A 20,941-nucleotide genomic window follows, 5' to 3' on the forward strand; every position below is an offset into this window, starting at 1 on the left:
AGCGTTTGACTACGAATCAAAAGGTCAGGAGTTCGAATCTCTTAGGGCGCGTACTTATGTTTTACCGAGCCGGTGTGGCGGAATTGGCAGACGCGCGCGACTCAAAATCGTGAGGGAAACCGTGGGGGTTCGAGTCCCTTCACCGGCATTTTAACATTTTTAGATGAATAACGGGACGTAGCTCAGCTTGGTAGAGCACCTGGTTTGGGACCAGGGGGTCGCATGTTCAAATCGTGTCGTCCCGATCAGATCAACCACCGAATGAATTTCGGTGGTTTTTTGCTGTATAATTTGGTATTTCCCCGGTCACAATAAAGGAAAAAGATAGAGAATAGAAGGGGATTACCGTGAATGCAGCGCGAATCAAAAAGAAAATACAAAAGCAATGGAGACGTTGGAGACGCAGAGCGTTGACGCTGGGGATCTCTTCGTTAATGCTTGCCTTGGTCTGGCTCGGATCCTATCTTCCGGATCAGGTACAGAGCCTGCTCAGCACGAAACCGCCGGTTGCCATTGAAACGCTTCAGCATTATGAGCAGACGGAAGGTTCCGATGACACTGTAGATAATTCGGAATTCTGGAAGACGTTGAATCAAACGAAGGGTACAAACGAAGTAACCGTTCGCCAAGTTTATATATGCGGTGAGGAGGAACAGGTGCTTGGACAACTGAGCAGCGATGACATCTACTCCCTGATGAATGAGCATCCAACCTGGAAAGGCGAGTTTACCGGGAAGGGACAAATCCGGTTTGAGGAAACCATTTCGGATCTATCCCCGACCTGTAAGGAACAGGCTTACATCAGCCTCGACAAAGATGGAAATCTGACCTTGTTCGAGGGACCGCCGACACACGAAAAGGTCATTAAAACCTTTTTCCAACTGGATATCAACTCGATGGAATCCTCCCTGCCGGACGGAGCCGTGCAGCAGCTTTATGACGGCATCCGGGTGCAGGACATTGACGAATACAACAGCGTGCTGTCCACATTCAGCGATTATGCCCGAAAAGGGTAAAGACCGGGATGTTCGATGTTCTTTGCTTTAAACAGAATTTCGATAAAAGGAATAGAACGCAAATGAAAAAAGCTTTCCTGCCAGCGATGAGGCGAACAGGAAAGCTTTTTTTGCATTCATCCTATGGGGACTTAAACGGGCATCGTCCATTTCAATGGATCTGGAAGCCGCCCGGTCTGGATACCCGTTAGGGTGTCATACAGCTTTTGCGAGTATGGGCCGATTTGGCCGTTGTTAATGAGGACTTGCCGGTCATTCCAATATAATTCGCCGACAGGGGAAATGACAGCCGCAGTCCCCGTGCCGAACACTTCCTCCAATTCTCCCTTGGCATTGGCCTCAAAAATCTCCTCAATCGATATTTTCCGCTCTTCCACCGGGATGTTCCAGCTGCCGAGCAGCTCCAGAACCGAAGCCCGGGTCACACCTTCCAGTATGCTGCCGTTAATGGCCGGGGTGATCACTTTACCGCCGATTTTGAAAAAGATGTTCATGCTGCCGACCTCTTCAATGTACTTCTTTTCCAGCGCATCTAGCCACAGCACCTGGGAGTAGCCGCCTTTCTTGGCGTTGCTTTGGGCTTTGATGCTTGCGGCGTAGTTGCCGGCTGCCTTCGCATGCCCGATTCCGCCCTGCACGGCACGAGTATAAGAGCTCTCCACATTAATTTTTACCGGGGCAAGCCCGCCCGAGTAGTAAGCGCCTACAGGCGACAGAATGACGATCAGCTGGTAGGTGTGGGATTCTCTCACGCCGAGACAAGCTTCCGTTGCAATGATAAAAGGCCGGATGTACAGCGATGTTCCTGGAGCCGTCGGAACCCAAGCACGATCGATGTTAATGAGGGTGCGGATCGCTTCAATGACAAAGTCGCCCGACACTTCAGGAATGCCCAAGCGTTCGTTGGAGCGGTTCAGCCGCTTCATGTTTTTGTCAGGGCGGAACAGAAGGAGGTCGCCGGAAGAAGTTTGGTATGCCTTCAGACCTTCGAATACAGCCTGCCCATAATGAAATACCATGGAAGCCGGATCCATCTGCAGCGGGGCATAAGGAACGATCCGCGGATCATGCCATCCCTTCTCCAGCGTATAATCCATCATAAACATGTGATCTGTAAAATACTTGCCGAAGCCAAGCTTCTCGCTGTCCGGCCGTGTTCGCGGCTCGGTGGTTAACTGAATGCTGATCTCTTGTGTCATTGCAACGCTCACCTCATCTATAAAAATTTATTATTCTCACTATAGGGAATAAAAAATGATTGGTCAATTCAATGTTATCAATTAAAATAATAGTTATTAACTATGGTTTAGGTGAAGGGGGAGGCTTATGGATTTCCGCCTGCTGGAATACTTTCTTGCCGTATGCGAAGAGCTTCATTTTACGAAAGCAGCCGTTCAATTGGGCATCAGCCAACCGACGCTCAGCCAGCAAATCCGCCTGCTCGAGGAGAGGGTGGGCATGCCCCTTTTTCAAAGGATCGGAAAACGGAACTATTTGACGGAAGCGGGGCAAACGCTGAAGGAGCATGCGCTGAACATTTTTCATGAGCTGGAGCAGGCGCAGTCCGAAATCAATGAACTGAAAGGGATGCAGCGGGGGAGGCTGACGATCGGCTGCTCAGGCAACCATCTGCTGACGAGGACGCTGATTTCTTTTCACCAGAAGCAGCCGGGCATTTCGATTTCGGTCGTGGAGCTGGCGACGGAGGAAACGAGGGCCGGTTTGCTGGCTAACAAGCTGGATCTTGGAGTAGTTTTTCTCCCGCTGGAGGACGAGCAGCTGGTCAGCAAAGAGCTCTACACCGAAGAGCTGTGCCTGGCTGTGGCGAAGCAGCATCACCTTGCGGCCGCAGAAGCTGTGAAAGTGGACCAACTGACAGAGGTGCCGCTAATCCTTTTTCCTGAAAAGTTTCTGGTACGTCAAATGGTGGACAGCTACAGCGCTCAATCAGGGGTGCAGCTTCAACCGGCGTTTGAGCTGTCGACGATGGACTCCATGCTGCAGATGGTCCGGCTCGGGGTCGGCGCGACCATACTACCCAGGTCCTACCTTGTACAAGGCTCCGATCCTTCGATCTGCACTGTACCGATCGTTGAGCCCATCCCCCAGAAAAAGGTCGGCATCGTTTACCGGAAGCAGACGTTTCTGAGCACAGCGATGCTTGCTTTTATCAATGAACTCATCCGGACGTTCACTCCTTCCGAGACGGAGTCTGTGTAGGCTTGTCCCGGATGCAGGCATACCTCTTTTAGTAGAATCATAGACTTGGTATGAAGTTTTACATTATAATGAAGAGAACGAATACATATGTTCGCTTTATACCAAGGGAGAGAAATGACTTGCGAATTTTAGGAATTGACCCGGGGATTGCGATCGTCGGATTCGGATTTATCGATAAAAACGGAAGTAAGGTCACTCCGGTTCAGTATGGATGTATTCAGACGGAAGCCCATACACCTGATGAAGAACGGCTGCTGCACGTCTATGAGGCGATGCTCCAGCTTATTGATAAGTATCAGCCGGAAGCGGTAGCTTTCGAGAAATTGTTTTTTAATAGAAACGTAACGACGGCCATGTCTGTCAGTCAAGCGCGCGGCGTTCTGATTCTGGCGGCAACGCAGCGCGGGCTGCCGATCGCCGAGTACACCCCGATGCAGGTGAAGCAGGCCATCGTCGGATACGGCAAAGCGGAGAAGAAGCAGGTGCAGGAAATGGTTCGCATGTTCCTGAAGCTGCAGGCGGTGCCCAAGCCGGACGATGTGGCCGACGCGCTGGCCGTGGCGATTTGCCACGCCCATTCGTACACGTTAAATTCCAGAATAAATGAGGTATTGAGAAAATGATCGATTTTTTGAGAGGACCCGTGGTCCATCTGGAGAATGAGTACATTGTGCTTGACGTGCAGGGAGTAGGCTACCGGGTATTTTGCCCGAACCCTTTCGTGTTTGCCAAGACGGATGGTCCGGTCACTGTATATACCCACCACCACGTCAGGGAAGACGCCATCCTGCTGTTCGGCTTTCCAACGCGCGAGGAGCAGCAGCTGTTCCGCAAGCTGATCGATGTGTCGGGGATCGGCCCTAAGGTAGCCTTGGGCATTCTTGGCGGGGGCACGCCGGATCATGTCGTGACGGCCATTTATCAGGAGAACATTACGTTCCTGACCAAGCTGCCGGGAATCGGCAAGAAGACCGCACAGCGCATGATTCTGGACCTGAAGGACAAGCTCGACGGTTTTGGCACGGCGGCCATGGCGACAGGGCTGTTTGCGGTTCCTGAACCGGTGGAAGGGGACGGATCGGCTTGGTCCGAAGCGCGCGAAGGCCTTAAGGCGCTCGGTTATACCGACGTCGAGCTGGATCGGGTATGGCACAAGATCAAGGATGACACGGCGTTTGGGGATTCGGTGGACATTTTAATGAAACGGGCGCTCAAGCAGCTCTATGCGGGATAGTTATGGTAAGCGGGCGTTACAAGAGGAGCGATAGCAATGGATGACCGTATCATATCGGCAAACCTGATGATGGAGGACCAGGCGGTAGAGCTTAGCCTGCGTCCTCGTTATCTTGCGGAATATATCGGACAGAACCAGGTGAAGGAAAACCTGAAAATTTATATTGAGGCGGCCAAAATGCGCAATGAAGCGCTGGATCACGTGCTGCTGTACGGGCCTCCGGGCCTCGGAAAGACGACATTGGCCAATATCATTGCCAACGAGCTGGGCGTGAACCTGCGGACGACGTCGGGGCCGGCCATTGAGCGGCCGGGAGACCTGGCTGCGCTGCTGACGAATCTCCAGGAAGGGGACGTGCTGTTCATCGACGAAATCCACCGGCTGCACCGGACGGTGGAGGAAGTGCTCTATCCGGCGATGGAGGATTTTGCGCTGGATATCATGATCGGTAAAGGGCCTAGTGCACGGTCTGTGCGACTGGACTTGCCCCCGTTCACCTTGATCGGAGCGACGACACGGGCCGGGCTGCTGTCCGCACCGCTGCGGGACCGCTTCGGCGTCGTCAGCCGCCTCGAGTTTTATACGGTGGACGAGCTCAGCTACATCGTCTCCAGAGGTGCCGACATTCTCGGCATCGAAATAATCGGGGATGCGGCCGACGAGATCGCCCTGCGGTCCAGGGGGACGCCGCGGATCGCGAACCGGCTGCTGCGCCGGGTCCGGGATTTTGCCCAGGTCCGGGGGGATGGCATGATTACGCCGGCCATCGCAGAGGAGTCGCTGAAGATGCTGCAGGTCGATCCGAAAGGACTGGATCAGATCGATTATAAAATGCTTCACGCTATGATCACGAGCTTCCGTGGCGGTCCGGTCGGCCTCGATACGATCGCGGCCACCATCGGCGAAGAGAGCCAGACGATTGAAGACGTATACGAGCCTTACCTGCTGCAGATCGGATTTCTCCAGCGGACGCCGCGGGGAAGAATGGTGACGGCAGCGGGCTATCAGCATTTAGGTCTGCCGATGCCGACTGATCAGTAAAGAGTAATTGTCACCAGGCTGCCGGACGTGAAATGGTTCGAACACATTTTCAGACAGAAGCGGGAGGAGAATGACGAGTGGGAAATTGGTGGAGAACGAAAGCGGGCCAGTGGGGAAGCAAGGGGATTTTGGCTGCCGTTCTGGCAACGGGAGTCCTGCAGCTGCCGGCTGTGACCGCAGAAGCCGCGGGAACGAGCATGGATCAAATCCGCGTAGGCTTGTTCCTCGACTTGGGAAGTACCTATAAATCAACGACGCCTGTCGTCACACTGTCATCGGGACAGTCATGGTCTGCAGGAGTATCGGCTTCTTCGGGGGCTCCGGCTCTTGTATCCTTTGGGGCTAACGAGACGGCTAAATTCAGCGTGGATGGATTCCGCGTGAAAGTACTCGCCACTTCCGATGCCAAAACGGCGGCGGATGCCTATAAAAAATTGAACGCGACGGCCGACAAGCCGGTCATCTTTGCCGCATCGACGGGTGCCGGAACGGTATATCAGGTGTATACCGGCATGTATGCGAGCCTGCAGGCGGCTAACGATGCCGCGGCGCGGACAGCCAAGACAGCAGCGGGACAGCTGAACGGACAGACTCCGGTCGTGACCGGCGGCAATCACTTGTCGGCAGGGACCTATGCATCGGAGGCTGAAGCGGCAGCTGCGGCCCAGCAAATCCAGGCAGCCGGCGCCGATGCGTTTGTGGCGGTTCAGCCGGGCGGAGACGGCGGCGGCCGTTATGCGGTATGGGTCGGCGAAGCGGCAGACGCATCCGGCCTTGCGGCGGTGCGCAGTGCGGTAAGCGCAAAGCTTCCAGCGGCTACGCTGTCGGAGGTGGATGCATCGCAGCCCGCGCTGATCATCCGCAGTGATGCCGGGAGCAGCCCGGGAAGCTCCGCCGCGGTGAAACATATCGTGGTCAGCGGGACCAATGCCAAAGGCTGGATTACCAGCAGCGGTGACCAAATTAAAGTGGCGGAAAGATCGGGGCGTACATACCGGGGCGGCATGGAGATCAGCATGGTGAACGGCCAGCTGGCGCTCGTGAACGAGCTGCCTTTTGAGCAATACCTCTATGCGGTCGTCGGCGGCGAAGTGCCGTCGTCCTGGCCGGAGGAGTCGCTCAAAGCCCAAGCCGTGGCTGCCCGCAGCTATGCTGCTTTCCAGATCAGCAGCAGCAATAATAAGTTCAAGGTGGCGGATGTCGTGGATACGACGCTCAGCCAAGTTTACAACGGAGTTGCCTCCGAAGCGCCAAGCGTCATCGGTGCCGTAGACGCCACACAGGGCGAAGTGCTGCTGCAAAACGGCAATGTTGTCGAGGCGGTATTCTCTTCCAATGCCGGGGGCGCATCGGCCGACCCGACCGAGGTATGGAACAGCGGTGGAGCTGCGTTCGGCACCGTCGAGAGCAAGGAAGACGTAGCCGCGCAAAACGGGGCTAAAACCTGGTACCACGTTCTTCTCAGCAACGGGATTACCGGTTATGTCAGAGAGGACAACGTCAAGGAACTGGGCACGGCGACGGCTGCCGGACTTGCAAAAGTCACGGTGACGGCCAAGAACACCAACGTGCGTCCGCTTCCGCTCATTCAATCGAACGTTGAGCCTGCCGCGCAGATGAACCCCGGCGATACCGCCGTCGTTCTGGAGCAAGTGAAGGAATCGGGAACCTACGATTGGGTTCGGGGACCTTATACTTCGGCCGAGCTAGTCGCAACGCTGAAGGGCAAGACCTCAACGGCTGCACCTTCCACGATCAGCACGCTGGAGGTCACCAAGCGGGGACCGTCCGGACGGGCGATCCAAATTAAGGCCAATGGGCAGATTTTAGATGTGAAATATCCGGATATGTTCCGTTCAGCTTTGAACGGTCTGCCAAGCACATTGTTTGATATTGTACCTACAGGAAGCTATACTGTATTAAGCGCAAACGGGACAACGACGAAGGTTTCCGGCACGTCCGACACGTCGGTCATTTCCGCTTCAGGGACTTCTTCCATCGCTGGAAAAGGCACGATCGTCATGAACGGGGATTCGAAGGCGCGCCGGATCGAAGCCGGGGAAGCGTTTCTGTTTGTGGGACGCGGCAACGGCCATGGACTCGGACTCTCCCAGTGGGGAGCCAAAGGAATGGCGGACGCCGGGTATGGGTACCAGGACATTTTGAAACACTATTATCAGAATGTAACTATTGTTAAGGAATGACGAACAGATGAATGTAGACTTATACGATTTTGAGTTGCCAGAAGAATTAATCGCACAGACTCCTTTGCCGGAGCGGACGGCATCCCGCCTGTTAACATTGAACAAGCAGGACGGATCGATCGCCCACCGCACCTTCAAAGATATCGCAGACGAGCTTCAGCCCGGCGACACGCTGGTTCTCAACGATACCCGGGTCATTCCGGCGAGACTGTTCGGCGTGAAAGAAGAGACGGGGGCCAAAGCCGAGGTGCTTCTCCTGAAAAATCTGCAGGGGGACACCTGGGAAGCGCTCGTAAAGCCTGGGAAAAAGCTGAAAAAGGGCAGCGTGATCCGGTTCGGCGACGAGCTACAGGCGGTCATAGAGGATGAGGGGGAAATGGGTGAGCGGAAGCTGACCTTTACCTATCAGGGGATTTTCCAGGAGATTCTCGACCGGCTGGGTCAAATGCCTCTCCCGCCTTATATTAAGGAGAAGCTGGACGACAAGGAGCGTTACCAGACGGTCTATTCCAAGCATGAGGGTTCCGCTGCGGCTCCGACCGCCGGCCTTCATTTTACCGAAGAGCTGCTGGATCAAATCCGTGCCAAAGGCGTGACGGTCGCTTTCATTACGCTTCATGTCGGTCTGGGCACGTTCCGGCCGATGTCGGTTGAGCGTGTAGAGGATCATGTCATGCATGCGGAGTATTACTCGGTGAATCAGGAGACAGCGGATATCCTGAACGAGGCTAGAGCCCGCGGAGGAAGAATCGTTGCCGTAGGGACCACCTCCTGCCGGACGCTTGAGACGATCGGGACGCGATTTGAAGGCGGCCTGCTTGAAGCCTGCAGCGGCTGGACCGATATTTTCATCTATCCGGGGTATACGTTCAAAGTCGTAAACGCCCTGATCACTAATTTCCACCTGCCGAAGTCGACGCTGGTCATGCTGGTCAGCGCGCTGGCGGGACGCGAGCATATTTTGAACGCATATGCGGAGGCTGTGAAGGAAAGATACCGCTTCTTCAGCTTCGGCGATGCGATGTTTATCTATTAAGACCGGTTGATCGGCATATAAGAGGATGGTATTTAATCATGGCAGCAGCAATTACTTATGAACATATTAAAACGTGCAAGCAATCGGGAGCCCGGCTGGGGCGTGTGCACACGCCGCACGGTGTGATCGAGACGCCGACCTTTATGCCGGTTGGAACGCTGGCCACGGTCAAGACAATGAGCCCGGAAGAACTGAAGGAAATGAATGCGCAGATCATTTTGAGCAACACGTACCATCTGTTCCTGCGCCCGGGCCATGACATTATCCGCGAAGCCGGAGGACTGCACCGTTTTATGAACTGGGACCGTCCGATTCTGACGGACAGCGGCGGATTTCAGGTGTTCAGCTTGAGCGAGATGCGTAAAATTACCGAAGAAGGCGTGCATTTCCGGTCCCACCTGAACGGAGACAAGCTGTTTCTGTCGCCGGAAGTGGCCATGGAAATTCAGAACGCGCTTGGTTCGGACATCATGATGGCTTTTGACGAGTGTCCGCCGTATCCGGCCGAGTACGACTACGTCAAGAAGTCCTTGGAACGCACGACCCGCTGGGCCGAGCGCTGTCTGAACAGCCATGCCAGACCGCATGATCAGGGGCTCTTTGCCATCGTTCAGGGCGGCATGTATGAAGACTTGCGCAAACAGAGCGCACGTGATTTGACTTCCATGGATTTCCCGGGGTATGCTATTGGTGGACTCAGCGTAGGAGAGTCCAAGCAGCTGATGTACGAAGTGCTGGATTACACCGTTCCGCTGCTTCCGGACAACAAGCCCCGCTATTTGATGGGCGTAGGGTCGCCGGATGCACTGATCGAAGGCTCTATCCGTGGCGTGGACATGTTTGACTGCGTCCTGCCGACACGGATCGCCCGGAACGGAACGACCATGACCAGCCAGGGACGGCTAGTCGTTCGCAATGCGCAATACGCCAGAGATTTTGGCCCGCTTGACCCAGCATGTGACTGCTATACTTGCCGGAACTATTCAAGAGCCTATCTGCGGCATTTGATCAAAGCGGATGAGACCTTCGGACTCCGTTTGACCACTTACCACAACCTGCATTTCCTTATCAATCTGATGAAGCAGGTGCGCCAGGCCATTATGGAGGACAGGCTGCTTGATTTTCGCGATGAGTTTTTTGAACAATATGGGCTTTATGACAATGATAAAGGGTTTTAAGCTTCAACAGCAGTATTGTATTTGAAAGGGGGGAAAAGCATATGTTCAACCAAACTCAAACCTTTGAATTAGCGGCTGGTGCTGGCGGCTCCGGAGGAGGAGGCCTTGTCGGCTTGATTTTACCGCTCGTCCTGATGTTCGCGATTTTCTACTTCCTGTTGATCCGTCCGCAGCAGAAGAAACAGAAGACCCGTACTTCCATGCTGAGCTCATTGAAGAAGGGGGATAAGGTCGTAACGATCGGCGGCCTGCACGGAACAATTATGGAAATTACGGACGATATCGTGGTCCTGCGTGTGAACGACGTGACGAAGCTGACCTTCGATCGCGGTTCCATCAGCCACGCGGTTAGCTCGAGCTCCGGCGAATCTGAGAAATCGTCCTAAGACGATCCGGGTACTACACGGGTAGAGCGTTCATAAGCAACATTTCCAGTAAGACCAGGCACATCACATAACGATAGCGGCAGAGGGAGCTCTGCTGCTGTCGCCGATGTTCATACTTACGGATGACAAAAGGCTGCACAGCTTGTCTACGGACAAGGGTGCAGCCTTTTTGTATTAGAGATCGGATACGATGGGCTTTACTTTTTGCTGCTTCGGGTGCGCAAGCCTCCGTCCCCAGTAGATCCCGGCGGAAGCGGCAAGCAGACCGAGCAGGGTACCGGCGACCGAATCCGTCAGCCAATGGATGCCGAGGTAGAAGATGCTGAAAATGATGATAACGGCGCTGACCAGCGTCATGAGGGCCAGTCGTGGATTCCCCGAACGGATCCCGAGCACCAGCATGGTGATGGAAATCGAAGTGTGGAGGCTTGGAAAGCAGTTGTTAATACCGGATAGCGGCCGGTACGCCTGCTCGAATTTCGGAAAAACCTCCAGCATGTAGAACGACGCGCCGGATGGCGGAAAGGACCAAACCTCGTTCACGGGAAAGAAGAGGTAAAACGGGATGGCCACCGCATAATTGATGAAGACGGCTATGCAGGCAGCCATGAGAAAGGCTTTGTTCCCATCGGCCGCAAAGATTCCAAGCATAGCGATCAGTAAGGATTGGAACACCACTACGTAAAAAAATACCGATACGGGCGTAATGTAAGGGCTGTGAAAAAACTGCTGCAGGTGCTGTACGAAATGCCCCTCGATCCCGAATACCCATGGAGTGAAGTCTTGCTTCACATGCATGCCTGCTTCGATTTGCAGTTCGTACCTGTTGAACAGGAGGATCGCAGCCATCAAAGCGAATAGACCCAAAAATTTGCGATTGGTCCCAAACTCCCGGATCAGCAGCCATCCGGCCCTCAGAGGGTTGCGCAGGGTGCCCAGCCAGATCAGCCCGATTGCCATAACAAGCGTTGCTGCCGAAATATAATTCATAGAGTCATACAACACGTCGGGGACGTCCTCCTCTTGCTTTAAGTGCACTTAGTGTAGCACATGCGAGGAGTTTAATGGTTACGATTTGTTTTTTAAATTCACCCCGAACATGCCCCCGATGGCTCCCGAAGCAATAACGGCTGCGATCAACAGCAAATCTCCAAGCCGAAGGCTGCTGTCAAGGGCCAGAAATCCGATCATGATGATCATGAGACCGTACAAAATGCCGGTTAATCCGCCCTGGTACCAACCCCGTCTGCCTGAACGCTTCCCGGATACAAGCCCTCCAAATGCCGCGGCGACAGCATGAACCACGTAAATGTAGCGGGACAGGCTTTGTTCTTTCATGCCGCTGGACCACAACAGGAAAGAAAGAATAAGCGCCCCGACCATCATCCAGAAAAAGGAATAATACAGTCCCGACAAAGTGGGATTGGAGATCCGAAAAGAGAACAGGCGACGGATCAAATGCATAAGAGAACCCCCTTCATAGTTCCACAATTTAATGTAAATTTATGTGACGGCTTGCCCCAGTAGTACAAGTAATTTTCCAATAATTTATCGCTCCGGCTTCTGAATGTCTGTGTTCCCGAAAGGTCAAAATATCCTTAATTGGCATGATGAATGGCACAGAAAGGAGCAGGTGGCCGAGATGTCCGATATACTGATTCCTGTTTTCCGAACCGTCCTGATGTACTTTGTCATCTACCTGACCCTCCGGATCATGGGCAAGCGGGAGATCGGGAAGCTGTCCATTTTTGACCTGGTCATCTCGATCATGATCGCTGAAATCGGCGTTTTTGTGCTGGAGGATACGGCGCGTCCGATCACGGACGGACTCTTTCCGATGGCTACGCTTGTCTTGATTCAGATCACGATTGCTTTCATCAGCTTGAAGAGCCGGAAAATCCGCCTGTTATTCGAAGGAAAACCGGCCATCCTCGTATCAGGAGGCAAGCTCAACCGTGAAGAAATGAGGAAGCATCGGTATAATCTGGACGATTTGCTTCTTCAATTGCGCGGGCGCAGTATCGAAAACGTGGCGGATGTGGAATTTGCGATTCTGGAAAACTCCGGGCAGTTGACGGTTATTCCTAAATCCAAACGGAATGAAAAAAGAGAAAAGTACGACATGCCCGTTCCCCAGGGGAAGTCAAATCGAAACGGAAAACCACAAGGCCCCGCCGGCAATGCGTTAGCCATTTCACGTTCAGAGGAGACCGCCGGCAAGCCGAAACAGACCTATAGAACCCCATATGCCGATCCGTCCCGGGTCCCGACGAGAAACCGCAGTAAAAAAATTCTGGTTCCCAGCGGAAAATTTACCTATGGCATACTGCCGATCCCGCTCATCATGGACGGAAAAGTACAGGACGACAATTTGGAGCGGCTGAACAAAAATCGCTTCTGGCTGAAAAATCAGATCCGACAGCAGGGAATCAAAGAGTTTAAAGACGTGTTTCTCTGCTCCATCGACCATAAAGGCCGGCTTTACATCGACCGCAAATAAGACGGAAATTTCCGTGCTGCGGATCAGGCGGCAGGTGTCTTGGGGTTTCTTGGATTTCTAGGTTTGAACCATTTTTCAAGGTAGGGCATGCGGGACAGATCTCGCAGGGACACCAGCTTTAAAGCAAACACGGCGGCCAGAAAAGCGATCATGCCTATAGACATGGCTGCCAAAAAGCGGATCCAAACGATTCCTCCCAGTGGCAGATGGAGATAGCCGTATTGGGTAATGCCCGTCATGATGATCATGGCTCCCGCCAGCTTCAGCAGATCGAACATCCGGAAACGGTAGGCGAGCAGCCGGCTGACGCTGAACCCGTGCAGGAACGTGACCACGATGCTGTTGATGATAATGGCGATAACGGCCCCGTAAATACCGTACTCCGGCTGGGAGGACAGGTACCAGATCAGGAACAGCTTGAGGACGGCTCCGATCAAGGTGTTGAACAGGGCGCGGCTTGGCCGGTCCAGCGCCTGCAGGGTGGCCTGAAGCGGTGCCTGAACGTACAGAAACAGCGCAAATGGCGCCATCGTGCGCAGCATGTTGGAGATGTCCGCATTGTTGTACAGCAGCAGGCACAGCGGCTCTGCAAGGACATACATAATGACGGCAAAGGGGGCACCGGTGACGAGTGCGAGCCGGACCGTCTGGTTTAACCGTTTGTGGATCGTAAGCTTGTCTTTGCGGGCGGCGGCTTCGGACAGCGAAGGCACAAGCGAGACCGCGAGGGACGAGGTCAGTACGCCCGGAAGCAGCAGCAGCGGGATGACCATGCCTTGCAGCGCGCCATACTGGGCGGTTGCTACAGCAGTGACAACACCGGCGAGCGCAAGGCTCTGGGCTGTAATAATCGATTCAAGCAGGTAAGAAAAGGAGCCGACCAAACGCCCGGCGGTGACCGGTACGGTGATGCCAAGCAGGCGTGGAAACAATCCGCGGCTGACCTGGCTGCCGGAACTGTCTTCAAGGCCGACTTTTTTGTGCTGCTTTGCTTTCTCTCTCCGGGCTTGCCTGGATGACAGCCAGTTCTCGTCCCTGTGGTACTGCCACAGCAGGGCGAGCAGCCCGAAAAATTCTCCGGCCATCACGCCAAGCATGGCTCCGGCAGCCGCATAAGCTATTCCTTTTGGCAACAGCAGGTAGGCGAACCACAGCGTGCACACGATCCGAAAAACGGTCTCGATAATCGAAGAGGTCGCGGACGGAATCATGTTCTGCCTTCCCTGGAAATAGCCGCGGTAGACGGACGAGATGGCCACGATAACGAGCATGGGCGTCATGCTGACAAAGGTGTAGTACACGCGGGAATCCGTTATAATCGTTGTCGTGATCCAAGGGGCCAGCCACAGGCATAAAGCCATAAACAGCACGCTGAGACCCACCGTCAACGCGAGGCTGACCCGCAGGACATACTTTGAATTTTGCGGTTTGCCTTCGGTTTCCGCTTCCGACACCAGCTTGGCGATCGCCAGCGGGACACCCCCAGTGATCAGCGTCATAATCACCAGGAAAAAAGGATAACCCAGCTGATAAATCCCTACCCCTTCGGCGCCGATGATCCGGGGCAGGGCGATGCGCGGTATAAACCCGAGAATGCGGTTCACGATGCCGGCGGCAAGCAAAATCATCGTGCCTTGGATAAAGGTTTGCTTTTTGACGCCTGGATGTTTAGGATGCTTGTTCAATTGTCCACTCCCTCTTCCCGTGTCGAAGCTGTGCTGCCACTTTTGGTAATGTCAGACCTTGTTTAATGGATATGCTGAACCTGTCCCAACTCATTCATCCTTTCCGGTAACATTTGAACAAAAGAAGGAATCGAAGGCGATGGGGTCGAATACAGAACAAATCAGTGCTACAATGGACTATAGGACAACAGGACAAACCAGAACAGATCGTGCGTGGAAAGAGGCAGTCGAGAGGAGGCCGTAGAGTGAGCTCTGAGGAAATGAACGACAGGCAGCTGGAGGAAGCGATTGAATCGCTCTGCCGCAGCAAGGCGGAGGAATTCAGACTCGTCGGCTACGAGCATGTAACCAGCAAGGATATTTGGAACTGCGTCAGCGTCAAATACGAGAAGGAAGGGATTCCTCCGCTCTACATGCTGGTCAACGATATACTCTCTTTGAAAGTGATGACGTTTATGAATTTTATGACCATATCCGCATATAAAGGATCCACTTTCGATTGAAAGGGATCTTTTTTTCTGCTTGTGTTAAATGGGATGAGGGATACGGTAAAATCGGAAAACGACAAATATTGATAAATTGACTGCCTTTTGGCGCATGGCTATAATAGGAATATTGAGAACGAAAGGGGAACTAGGAACGGCATGAAAAGAATTGTCACTTTCATCATCGTCGTGCTCGTATCGATTGCGGTCATGGCTGGGACAAGCCCTGCGCTGCTCGACAACGTACGACTCGGTCTCGATCTTAAAGGGGGCTTTGAGATTCTGTATGAGGCCCAGCCGCTGGAGCAGGGGCAGAAGATTACGAGAGAGTCCCTCATACGGACGGCGGAAAGCTTGGAGAAACGCGCCAACGCGCTCGGAACGAGCGAGCCTGAAGTGACCACCGAGGGCACGAACCGGATCCGTCTGAAAATCGCAGGCGTGACGAACGAAGCCGATGTCCGTAAGAAAATGAAGGAGCCGGCGTCGCTGACCTTCCGCAGTGCGGATGGATGTAAGACTCCTGAAGCGGGGAAAGACGGCACGGTAGATCCGAAGGATCTCTATTGTAAAATCGAACTCGTCGGAAGCGATTTCGTGGAAAACGGTGCACAGGTGGGTTATAACCAGCTGAACCAGCCGCAAATCGATATCAAAGTCAAAGATAAAAAGAAATTTGCCGACGTGACCAAACGTTTGCTTGGCAAAGAGCTTGCCATTTTCCTGGATGATACCCTTTTATCCGCTCCGACCGTACAGCAGGAGCTGACGGACGGCAAAGCATCGATTACGGGCAATTATACGATTGACGAAGCGAACCAGATCCGCGATACGATCAACCTCGGGGCGCTGCCTTTGAAGCTGACGGAGAAGTACTCTCAGAGCGTGGGCGCAACGCTGGGCATGCAGTCTTTGCATAAAACGATCGAAGCGGGCATCATCGCTTCCATCCTGATTCTGATCTTCATGATCGGTATGTACCGCCTGCCGGGTATCATCGCCAGCTTTGGACTGATTGCCCACACCTGGCTGCTCATTCTCGTCTTCGTCTGGGCCGACTTTACGCTGACCCTGCCGGGGATCGCGGCGTTTATTCTCGGTATCGGGATGGCGGTTGACGCCAACATCATTACGAATGAACGGATCAGGGAGGAAATGCGGAACGGCAAGAGCGTCATGTCTGCGGTCAAAGCAGGGAACAAGTCGTCCTTCCGTACGATTCTCGATTCCAACATTACGACCATTATCGTTGGAGCGGTTATGTTTGCCTTCGGTACAGGCGCCGTCAAAGGCTTTGCGCTGGTACTGATCGTGGAAATCGTACTCAGTATTCTCACGAATGTGTACTTCACCCATTACCTGCTCAGCCTTTTGGTTAAAGCCGGCGTGCTGAAGAAGCCGAAGCAGTTCGGGGTAAAGGAGAGTGATATTCGTGCACTTTAAAAAAGATTACGATTTTATGAAGATGAGCAAGTACGCGTTCATCTTCTCCATCGTCCTGACGATTGCGGGAATCATTACCCTTTCCGCTTTTGGATTAAACTACGGCGTTGATTTCCAAGCAGGCTCCAATGTGGACGTCAAGCTGTCGAAGAACGTGACGAAGGCTGAAATTGAGCCGCTGCTGGATAAGATCCACCTCAGCGACGGCGCAACGGTTGCCCCTGGGGACAAGCGGGTCAACATCCGTTTTACCAAAGAGCTTAACGAAGACCAGAGTGAACATCTCAAATCGGCGATCCAAGAGCTGGATAAAACAGCATCGTTCGAAATCAACACGGTCGATACGGAAATGGCCAAGGAGCTCGGACGGAATGCGATCTATTCGGTATTGATTTCCTGTATCGGGATTATCATCTATGTAAGTATCCGGTTTGAATGGCGGTTCGCCCTGGCGGCCATCGTGGCGCTGCTGCATGACGCCTTCATGGTCGTGGCCGTCTTCTCGATCTTCCGATTGGAAGTCAGCCTGACGTTTATCGTGGCGGTATTGACCATCATCGGTTACTCCATTAACGATACGATCGTTATTTTCGACCGGATCCGCGAAAATCTGCGGTTCGGCAAGCAGAAGACCAAAGACGATTTGAGAGCTATTATGAACAAGAGCGTGAGCCAGATGCTCATGCGCTCCTTGTATACGGCGCTGACGGTGTTTATTGCGGCCTTCTTCCTGTTCCTGTTTGGCGGGGAATCGATCAAGATGTTCTCGTTGGCGATGGTTATCGGGCTGTTGTTCGGAGCGTATTCTTCGATCTTTATCGCCAGTCCGCTGTGGCTCATATTCAAAAGCAAACAAAAGACCAGTGCCAAGCCAGCCAAACCTTCCAAGGCGTAACCTTGTGAAGCGAATGTTATGAAGGAAAGCCGCGTCTGATTGGGCGCGGCTTTTCCGCTGGAACTTATCTGACTTTATCTAAACTTATTGTCGTGAATGTCATATCTTTTTCAAACAACAGATCAGAATCGGTATTCAGATTGCCGGGGGGAGGCTTTCATGAGTATAGAGCGTTCAAATCCATCGGGTACCGTCGTCTGGACGGGAATTGCCGGTGAACTGTTACTTGCCTTGTTCAAAGGCGTGGTCGGATATTTTACAGGGAGCAAGGCACTGCTGGGAGATGCGCTGTATTCCGCATCGGACGCAGCCGGCGCACTGGCCCGGCGCATTCCATGGCGGACGTCGTCAAAGCTTCGGAGTGCGCAGCAGGGTGATCTGCGGGCCGGAAGAACAGAGCCGATTCTGGCGATTTTGTTTTCGGTTCTTGTGCTGATGGGCGGATTGCAAATTGCCGTAGCGGCGGTCCGGGACCTGGCTTCTGGCCGTGTGCAGACACCCGGGCAGTTTACGCTGATTGCGATACTCGTCTCGCTTGCGGTCAAAGAAGCGCTCTTTCAGTTCCAGTACCGCCAATCCAAGAAGCAGGGTGACGGCATGCATACGGTGTACGCCGACAACCACCGCTTCAGCTTGTATTCGTCCATCACGGTATTGATCGGTGTCATTCTGACGATGACCGGCAGCGCCTTTCAGTGGTCCATGCTGCAGTATATGGATTCCATCTCGGCTCTGATCGTCGCGGCGCTGCTGCTGCGCAGAGGCTACAGGCTCATCGTCAGCTCTGTGTACGGACAGCTGGTGCAGGAGACCGAGCAGGAGGACGCGATTAATTTTATCGATACGGTGCAGCGGGTTCACGGCGTCATTACGGTGGATGACCTGAAAGCATCGGAGCAGGGACATTACATTACGATCGATTTGAAGATCAGCGTCAATCCGCGGATTACCGTCCAGGAAGGCGCCGAGATCGCCGACCGGGTCAAGAAGCTTTTGATGCACCGTTTTTTGCATGTCAGCATCGTAAATATCCAGGTCGTCCCTTATGATCCCGGTTATCCGTACAAGTCGAACCATCATCTGACGGATAATGAGCAGCCGACACTGCTCCAATAGCTTGCTCATGACTTATACGAACAGAAGACGGGGCGGGGAAAGAAAGGTGAAGACGATTGTTTGATTCAAAATATGAATGGCGGACTTCCGAAACGGATCCGGAGAAGGCGGGACGGCTGGCACATGAGCTGTCGGTTTCTCCTCTGGTAGGTTCGCTGTTGGCGGCCAGAGGAATTAACAGTGCAGAGGAAGCCGCCATGTTTTTAAACGGAAGCCTGGACGCATTGCATGATCCGTTCCTGCTGCTCGGCATGAAGGAGGCTGTTCCACGGATTCAAAAAGCGGTCGAGACCGGCGAACATATATTAATCTACGGGGACTACGACGCTGATGGCGTGTCCAGTACTTCGCTCATGATTCATTTTATGCGCTATCTTGGAGCGTCCTACGACATCTATATTCCGCACCGCTCCAATGAGGGGTACGGACTGCACAACCATGCGCTGGACTGGGCGCATCAGCAGGGGGTCAGCCTGATCATCACGGTTGATACCGGCATCAGCGCCGTCGAGCAGATTGCGTATGCCAACTCGCTCGGAATGGATGTGATCATCACCGACCACCACGAGCCTCCGGAAGTGCTACCCGACGCCTATGCGCTGATCAATCCGAAGCAGCCGAACTGCCCGTACCCGTTTAAAGGCCTGGCCGGGGTCGGGGTGGCTTACAAACTGACCCAGGCGATGCTCGGCCAGCCGCCGGTGGAATGGACGGAAATTGTGGCCATCGGTACCATTGCGGACTTAATGCCGCTGAGCGGCGAGAACCGCATCCTGGTCAGCCGCGGCTTAGAGCAGATGCGCAGCTCAGCGTTTCCGGGAATCCGCGCCCTCATGGAAGTTGGGGGCATTACGATGCGGAATGTTACATCGATCAATGTCGCCTTCGGCATGGCCCCGCGCATTAATGCCAGCGGCAGGCTGGATCATGCTGGATCGGCCGTAGCCTTGCTGACGACGGAAGACCAGGATGAGGCATTAAGATTGTCCCATGGGCTGGATGAACTGAATAAGGAGCGGCAGCAGGTGGTCGACGATATCGTCCAGGAGGCAACCAGCCAGCTAATAGCCAAGACCGATGGAAGTCGGGTGCCCGACGTGATCGTGCTGGCAGGAGAGGGCTGGAATGTGGGCGTCGTCGGCATTGTCGCTTCCAAAATTTTGGAACGGTATTACCGCCCGGTCATCATATTGGGTATAGATCCGGATACCGGCATGTGCAAAGGGTCAGCCCGCTCCATTCCGGGGCTCGACATCTATGAGGCGCTGACCTCCTGCAAATCGCTGATGGACCATTATGGCGGCCATCCGTCCGCTGCGGGCATGAGCCTGCACAGGGATCAGCTGGACGCCTTCGAGCAGGCGCTGAACGAGTATGCCGCCAGGGTTCTGACCGAATCCGATTTTATTCCCGTCGCGGCATCAGACGGAGAGTGGCGGTTGTCGGACGTTCCCTTGTCGGTCATCGATGAGATGGAAATGCTGTCGCCCTTCGGTATGGCCAATCCTGTGCCCAAGTTTATTTTCCGAAACTGCAGGCTGCTCGAGACGCGGAAGATGGGACGTGACAGCAAGCACCTCAAGCTGGTCGTTCAGCAGGACGGCGTCCGCCTTGAAGTGGTCGCATTCGGCAAAGGCGAGCTGGCCGAAGTGTTGACGGAAGGCGCGGAGCTCGATCTGCTCGGGGAAATGAGCGTCAATGAATGGAACGGTTCGCGCAGACCGCAGCTGATGCTGCAGGATCTGAAGCTTACTCAGCCGCAGGTGTTCGACCTGCGCGGATCCAAGGATCCTTGGCAGGAGATCGACCGGGTCAGCCAGCTGATCGGATCGCACTTCAGACTGGGACCGACGCAGGTGGCGGCGGTGCTGGAACGGGAGATTCTGGATCCGGCAAAAATCCGTTTGAATGAATCTACCCTTTGGGTATATGATAAGAATGCTGGAATTTTGGCGTATCATCCGAACGAGGAGCGGTCCGGCCAGGACGACGTGACGACGCTGTTCATGCTGAACGCGCCGGAGACGCCGGAGCAGCTGGATGCGGTTCTGTTTTCTTTTCCGAAACTGTCCAACGTATTTCTGCTTCATCAGGTACATAAGAGGGAGAGACTCGCTGTGCCGGACAGGGATCAGTTCAAGCAGCTATATATATTGTTGTCAAGAATCGCAGCCGAGCCCGTTCAAGAAGAAACCGCCTTATCGAGGCTCAGTCAGCAGGCATCGTGCAGCATCCGCATGGTGACGAAGATGATGGATGTGTTCGAGGAGCTTTCTTTTATAGACAGGCAGGAAGGCCTTATCCGTTTTATTCCTAAACCGCCCAAGCGTGATTTGGCTTCATCCCGCCATTTCCTTGCGCTAGGGAACTTGGCGGAAATGGAACAGCATCTGCTGTATGCCAGCACGTCGCAGGTCACGAGCTGGTTCATTTCCCGCATGCAGGGAGCTTCGTGACCGGGACAATCGGTCGAAATGAATGCTTACGAGGTTCCGTATCATT

Annotated in this window: 19 protein-coding genes and 2 tRNA genes; 17 read left to right on the forward strand and 4 right to left on the reverse strand. The window is 53.9% G+C overall.

The window, feature by feature from the left end; translation table 11 throughout:
- Positions 1 to 68: 68 nt before the first annotated feature.
- The 3 genes from IAE55_RS04410 to IAE55_RS04420 all read left to right on the forward strand — a co-directional run bounded on the left by IAE55_RS04410 (position 69) and on the right by IAE55_RS04420 (position 1,016).
- Positions 69 to 148, forward strand: a tRNA-Leu gene (locus tag IAE55_RS04410).
- Positions 149 to 171: 23 nt separating this feature from the next.
- Positions 172 to 245 (forward strand) — tRNA-Pro (locus tag IAE55_RS04415).
- A 102-nt stretch (positions 246 to 347) separates the two neighbouring features.
- On the forward strand, positions 348 to 1,016 hold the full coding sequence (locus IAE55_RS04420; RefSeq protein ID WP_076176974.1) for a BofC C-terminal domain-containing protein: 669 nt from the start codon (positions 348 to 350) through the stop codon (positions 1,014 to 1,016).
- 131 nt (positions 1,017 to 1,147) lie between these two features.
- On the opposite strand, the gene IAE55_RS04425 is transcribed toward IAE55_RS04420, so the two are convergent.
- Entirely contained in the window at positions 1,148 to 2,215 is a 1,068-nt protein-coding gene (locus tag IAE55_RS04425) for a branched-chain amino acid aminotransferase (protein WP_200631196.1), read from the reverse strand.
- A 127-nt stretch (positions 2,216 to 2,342) separates the two neighbouring features.
- Here IAE55_RS04425 and IAE55_RS04430 point away from each other — a divergent pair, with 127 nt between their 5' ends.
- The 8 genes from IAE55_RS04430 (at position 2,343) to yajC (ending at position 10,315) form a co-directional block, all read left to right on the forward strand.
- The gene (locus IAE55_RS04430; protein ID WP_200631200.1) at positions 2,343 to 3,236 is read left to right on the forward strand and encodes a LysR family transcriptional regulator; all 894 of its coding nucleotides are present in this window, start codon (positions 2,343 to 2,345) and stop codon (positions 3,234 to 3,236) included.
- Between the two features lie 119 nt (positions 3,237 to 3,355).
- The gene (gene ruvC, locus IAE55_RS04435; protein ID WP_076176977.1) at positions 3,356 to 3,859 is read left to right on the forward strand and encodes a crossover junction endodeoxyribonuclease RuvC; all 504 of its coding nucleotides are present in this window, start codon (positions 3,356 to 3,358) and stop codon (positions 3,857 to 3,859) included.
- Positions 3,856 to 4,470, forward strand: a complete 615-nt coding sequence (gene ruvA / locus IAE55_RS04440; protein WP_116229345.1) for a Holliday junction branch migration protein RuvA — start codon at positions 3,856 to 3,858, stop codon at positions 4,468 to 4,470. Before ruvC ends, ruvA begins: the two co-directional genes overlap by 4 nt.
- Before the next feature lie 36 nt (positions 4,471 to 4,506).
- Positions 4,507 to 5,511, forward strand: coding sequence for a Holliday junction branch migration DNA helicase RuvB (gene ruvB, locus IAE55_RS04445; RefSeq protein WP_076176979.1), 1,005 nt, complete (start codon positions 4,507 to 4,509; stop codon positions 5,509 to 5,511).
- Between the two features lie 77 nt (positions 5,512 to 5,588).
- Positions 5,589 to 7,715, forward strand: coding sequence for a SpoIID/LytB domain-containing protein (locus IAE55_RS04450; RefSeq protein ID WP_145157689.1), 2,127 nt, complete (start codon positions 5,589 to 5,591; stop codon positions 7,713 to 7,715).
- A 7-nt stretch (positions 7,716 to 7,722) separates the two neighbouring features.
- Entirely contained in the window at positions 7,723 to 8,751 is a 1,029-nt protein-coding gene (queA, locus tag IAE55_RS04455) for a tRNA preQ1(34) S-adenosylmethionine ribosyltransferase-isomerase QueA (RefSeq protein ID WP_076176981.1), read from the forward strand.
- Between the two features lie 38 nt (positions 8,752 to 8,789).
- The gene (tgt, locus tag IAE55_RS04460; protein ID WP_145157692.1) at positions 8,790 to 9,929 is read left to right on the forward strand and encodes a tRNA guanosine(34) transglycosylase Tgt; all 1,140 of its coding nucleotides are present in this window, start codon (positions 8,790 to 8,792) and stop codon (positions 9,927 to 9,929) included.
- 41 nt (positions 9,930 to 9,970) lie between these two features.
- The gene (yajC, locus tag IAE55_RS04465) at positions 9,971 to 10,315 is read left to right on the forward strand and encodes a preprotein translocase subunit YajC (protein ID WP_145157695.1); all 345 of its coding nucleotides are present in this window, start codon (positions 9,971 to 9,973) and stop codon (positions 10,313 to 10,315) included.
- A 174-nt stretch (positions 10,316 to 10,489) separates the two neighbouring features.
- Here yajC and IAE55_RS04470 read toward each other — a convergent pair whose 3' ends face one another.
- Together IAE55_RS04470 and IAE55_RS04475 are read right to left on the reverse strand one after the other, a co-directional pair.
- Positions 10,490 to 11,320, reverse strand: coding sequence for a phosphatase PAP2 family protein (locus tag IAE55_RS04470; protein ID WP_146116105.1), 831 nt, complete (start codon positions 11,318 to 11,320; stop codon positions 10,490 to 10,492).
- A gap of 63 nt (positions 11,321 to 11,383) precedes the next feature.
- Entirely contained in the window at positions 11,384 to 11,779 is a 396-nt protein-coding gene (locus IAE55_RS04475; RefSeq protein ID WP_105441542.1) for a TIGR04086 family membrane protein, read from the reverse strand.
- Between the two features lie 178 nt (positions 11,780 to 11,957).
- Here IAE55_RS04475 and IAE55_RS04480 point away from each other — a divergent pair, with 178 nt between their 5' ends.
- Positions 11,958 to 12,815: a DUF421 domain-containing protein gene (locus IAE55_RS04480; protein WP_200631201.1), complete on the forward strand. Its 858-nt coding sequence runs from the start codon at positions 11,958 to 11,960 to the stop codon at positions 12,813 to 12,815.
- A 23-nt stretch (positions 12,816 to 12,838) separates the two neighbouring features.
- Here IAE55_RS04480 and spoVB read toward each other — a convergent pair whose 3' ends face one another.
- Positions 12,839 to 14,443 carry a stage V sporulation protein B gene (gene spoVB / locus IAE55_RS04485; RefSeq protein WP_200631679.1) on the reverse strand — a complete coding sequence of 535 codons (1,605 nt, stop codon included), beginning with the start codon at positions 14,441 to 14,443 and terminating at the stop codon, positions 12,839 to 12,841.
- A 317-nt stretch (positions 14,444 to 14,760) separates the two neighbouring features.
- Between spoVB and IAE55_RS04490 the strand changes: the two genes are divergently transcribed.
- The 5 genes from IAE55_RS04490 to recJ all read left to right on the forward strand — a co-directional run bounded on the left by IAE55_RS04490 (position 14,761) and on the right by recJ (position 20,895).
- Positions 14,761 to 15,003, forward strand: coding sequence for a post-transcriptional regulator (locus IAE55_RS04490; protein WP_076177013.1), 243 nt, complete (start codon positions 14,761 to 14,763; stop codon positions 15,001 to 15,003).
- Between the two features lie 141 nt (positions 15,004 to 15,144).
- The gene (gene secD, locus IAE55_RS04495) at positions 15,145 to 16,428 is read left to right on the forward strand and encodes a protein translocase subunit SecD (RefSeq protein WP_105441541.1); all 1,284 of its coding nucleotides are present in this window, start codon (positions 15,145 to 15,147) and stop codon (positions 16,426 to 16,428) included.
- Positions 16,418 to 17,323 carry a protein translocase subunit SecF gene (secF, locus tag IAE55_RS04500; RefSeq protein ID WP_105441540.1) on the forward strand — a complete coding sequence of 302 codons (906 nt, stop codon included), beginning with the start codon at positions 16,418 to 16,420 and terminating at the stop codon, positions 17,321 to 17,323. The genes secD and secF overlap by 11 nt, the downstream gene beginning before the upstream one ends.
- 159 nt (positions 17,324 to 17,482) lie before the next feature.
- A complete protein-coding gene (locus IAE55_RS04505; RefSeq protein ID WP_105441539.1) occupies positions 17,483 to 18,439 on the forward strand; it encodes a cation diffusion facilitator family transporter in 957 nt (318 codons plus the stop codon).
- A 56-nt stretch (positions 18,440 to 18,495) separates the two neighbouring features.
- The gene (gene recJ / locus IAE55_RS04510; protein ID WP_200631203.1) at positions 18,496 to 20,895 is read left to right on the forward strand and encodes a single-stranded-DNA-specific exonuclease RecJ; all 2,400 of its coding nucleotides are present in this window, start codon (positions 18,496 to 18,498) and stop codon (positions 20,893 to 20,895) included.
- The last annotated feature ends 46 nt before the right edge of the window (positions 20,896 to 20,941 follow it).

Source organism: Paenibacillus sp. S28 (assembly GCF_016624415.1).
GTDB lineage: Bacteria > Bacillota > Bacilli > Paenibacillales > Paenibacillaceae > Paenibacillus_AQ > Paenibacillus_AQ favisporus.

What these genes read in the sequence shown, in the direction of transcription:
- IAE55_RS04480 (WP_200631201.1), top strand. Translation starts at nt 11,958, where the DNA reads ATGTCCGATATACTGATTCCTGTTTTCCGAACCGTCCTGATGTACTTT.
- tgt (WP_145157692.1), top strand. Translation starts at nt 8,790, where the DNA reads ATGGCAGCAGCAATTACTTATGAACATATTAAAACGTGCAAGCAATCG.
- spoVB (WP_200631679.1), bottom strand. Translation starts at nt 14,443, where the DNA reads ATGATTTTGCTTGCCGCCGGCATCGTGAACCGCATTCTCGGGTTTATA.
- IAE55_RS04505 (WP_105441539.1), top strand. Translation starts at nt 17,483, where the DNA reads ATGAGTATAGAGCGTTCAAATCCATCGGGTACCGTCGTCTGGACGGGA.
- IAE55_RS04475 (WP_105441542.1), bottom strand. Translation starts at nt 11,779, where the DNA reads ATGCATTTGATCCGTCGCCTGTTCTCTTTTCGGATCTCCAATCCCACT.
- ruvB (WP_076176979.1), top strand. Translation starts at nt 4,507, where the DNA reads ATGGATGACCGTATCATATCGGCAAACCTGATGATGGAGGACCAGGCG.
- ruvA (WP_116229345.1), top strand. Translation starts at nt 3,856, where the DNA reads ATGATCGATTTTTTGAGAGGACCCGTGGTCCATCTGGAGAATGAGTAC.
- IAE55_RS04430 (WP_200631200.1), top strand. Translation starts at nt 2,343, where the DNA reads ATGGATTTCCGCCTGCTGGAATACTTTCTTGCCGTATGCGAAGAGCTT.
- secD (WP_105441541.1), top strand. Translation starts at nt 15,145, where the DNA reads ATGAAAAGAATTGTCACTTTCATCATCGTCGTGCTCGTATCGATTGCG.
- IAE55_RS04490 (WP_076177013.1), top strand. Translation starts at nt 14,761, where the DNA reads ATGAACGACAGGCAGCTGGAGGAAGCGATTGAATCGCTCTGCCGCAGC.
- yajC (WP_145157695.1), top strand. Translation starts at nt 9,971, where the DNA reads ATGTTCAACCAAACTCAAACCTTTGAATTAGCGGCTGGTGCTGGCGGC.
- IAE55_RS04425 (WP_200631196.1), bottom strand. Translation starts at nt 2,215, where the DNA reads ATGACACAAGAGATCAGCATTCAGTTAACCACCGAGCCGCGAACACGG.
- queA (WP_076176981.1), top strand. Translation starts at nt 7,723, where the DNA reads ATGAATGTAGACTTATACGATTTTGAGTTGCCAGAAGAATTAATCGCA.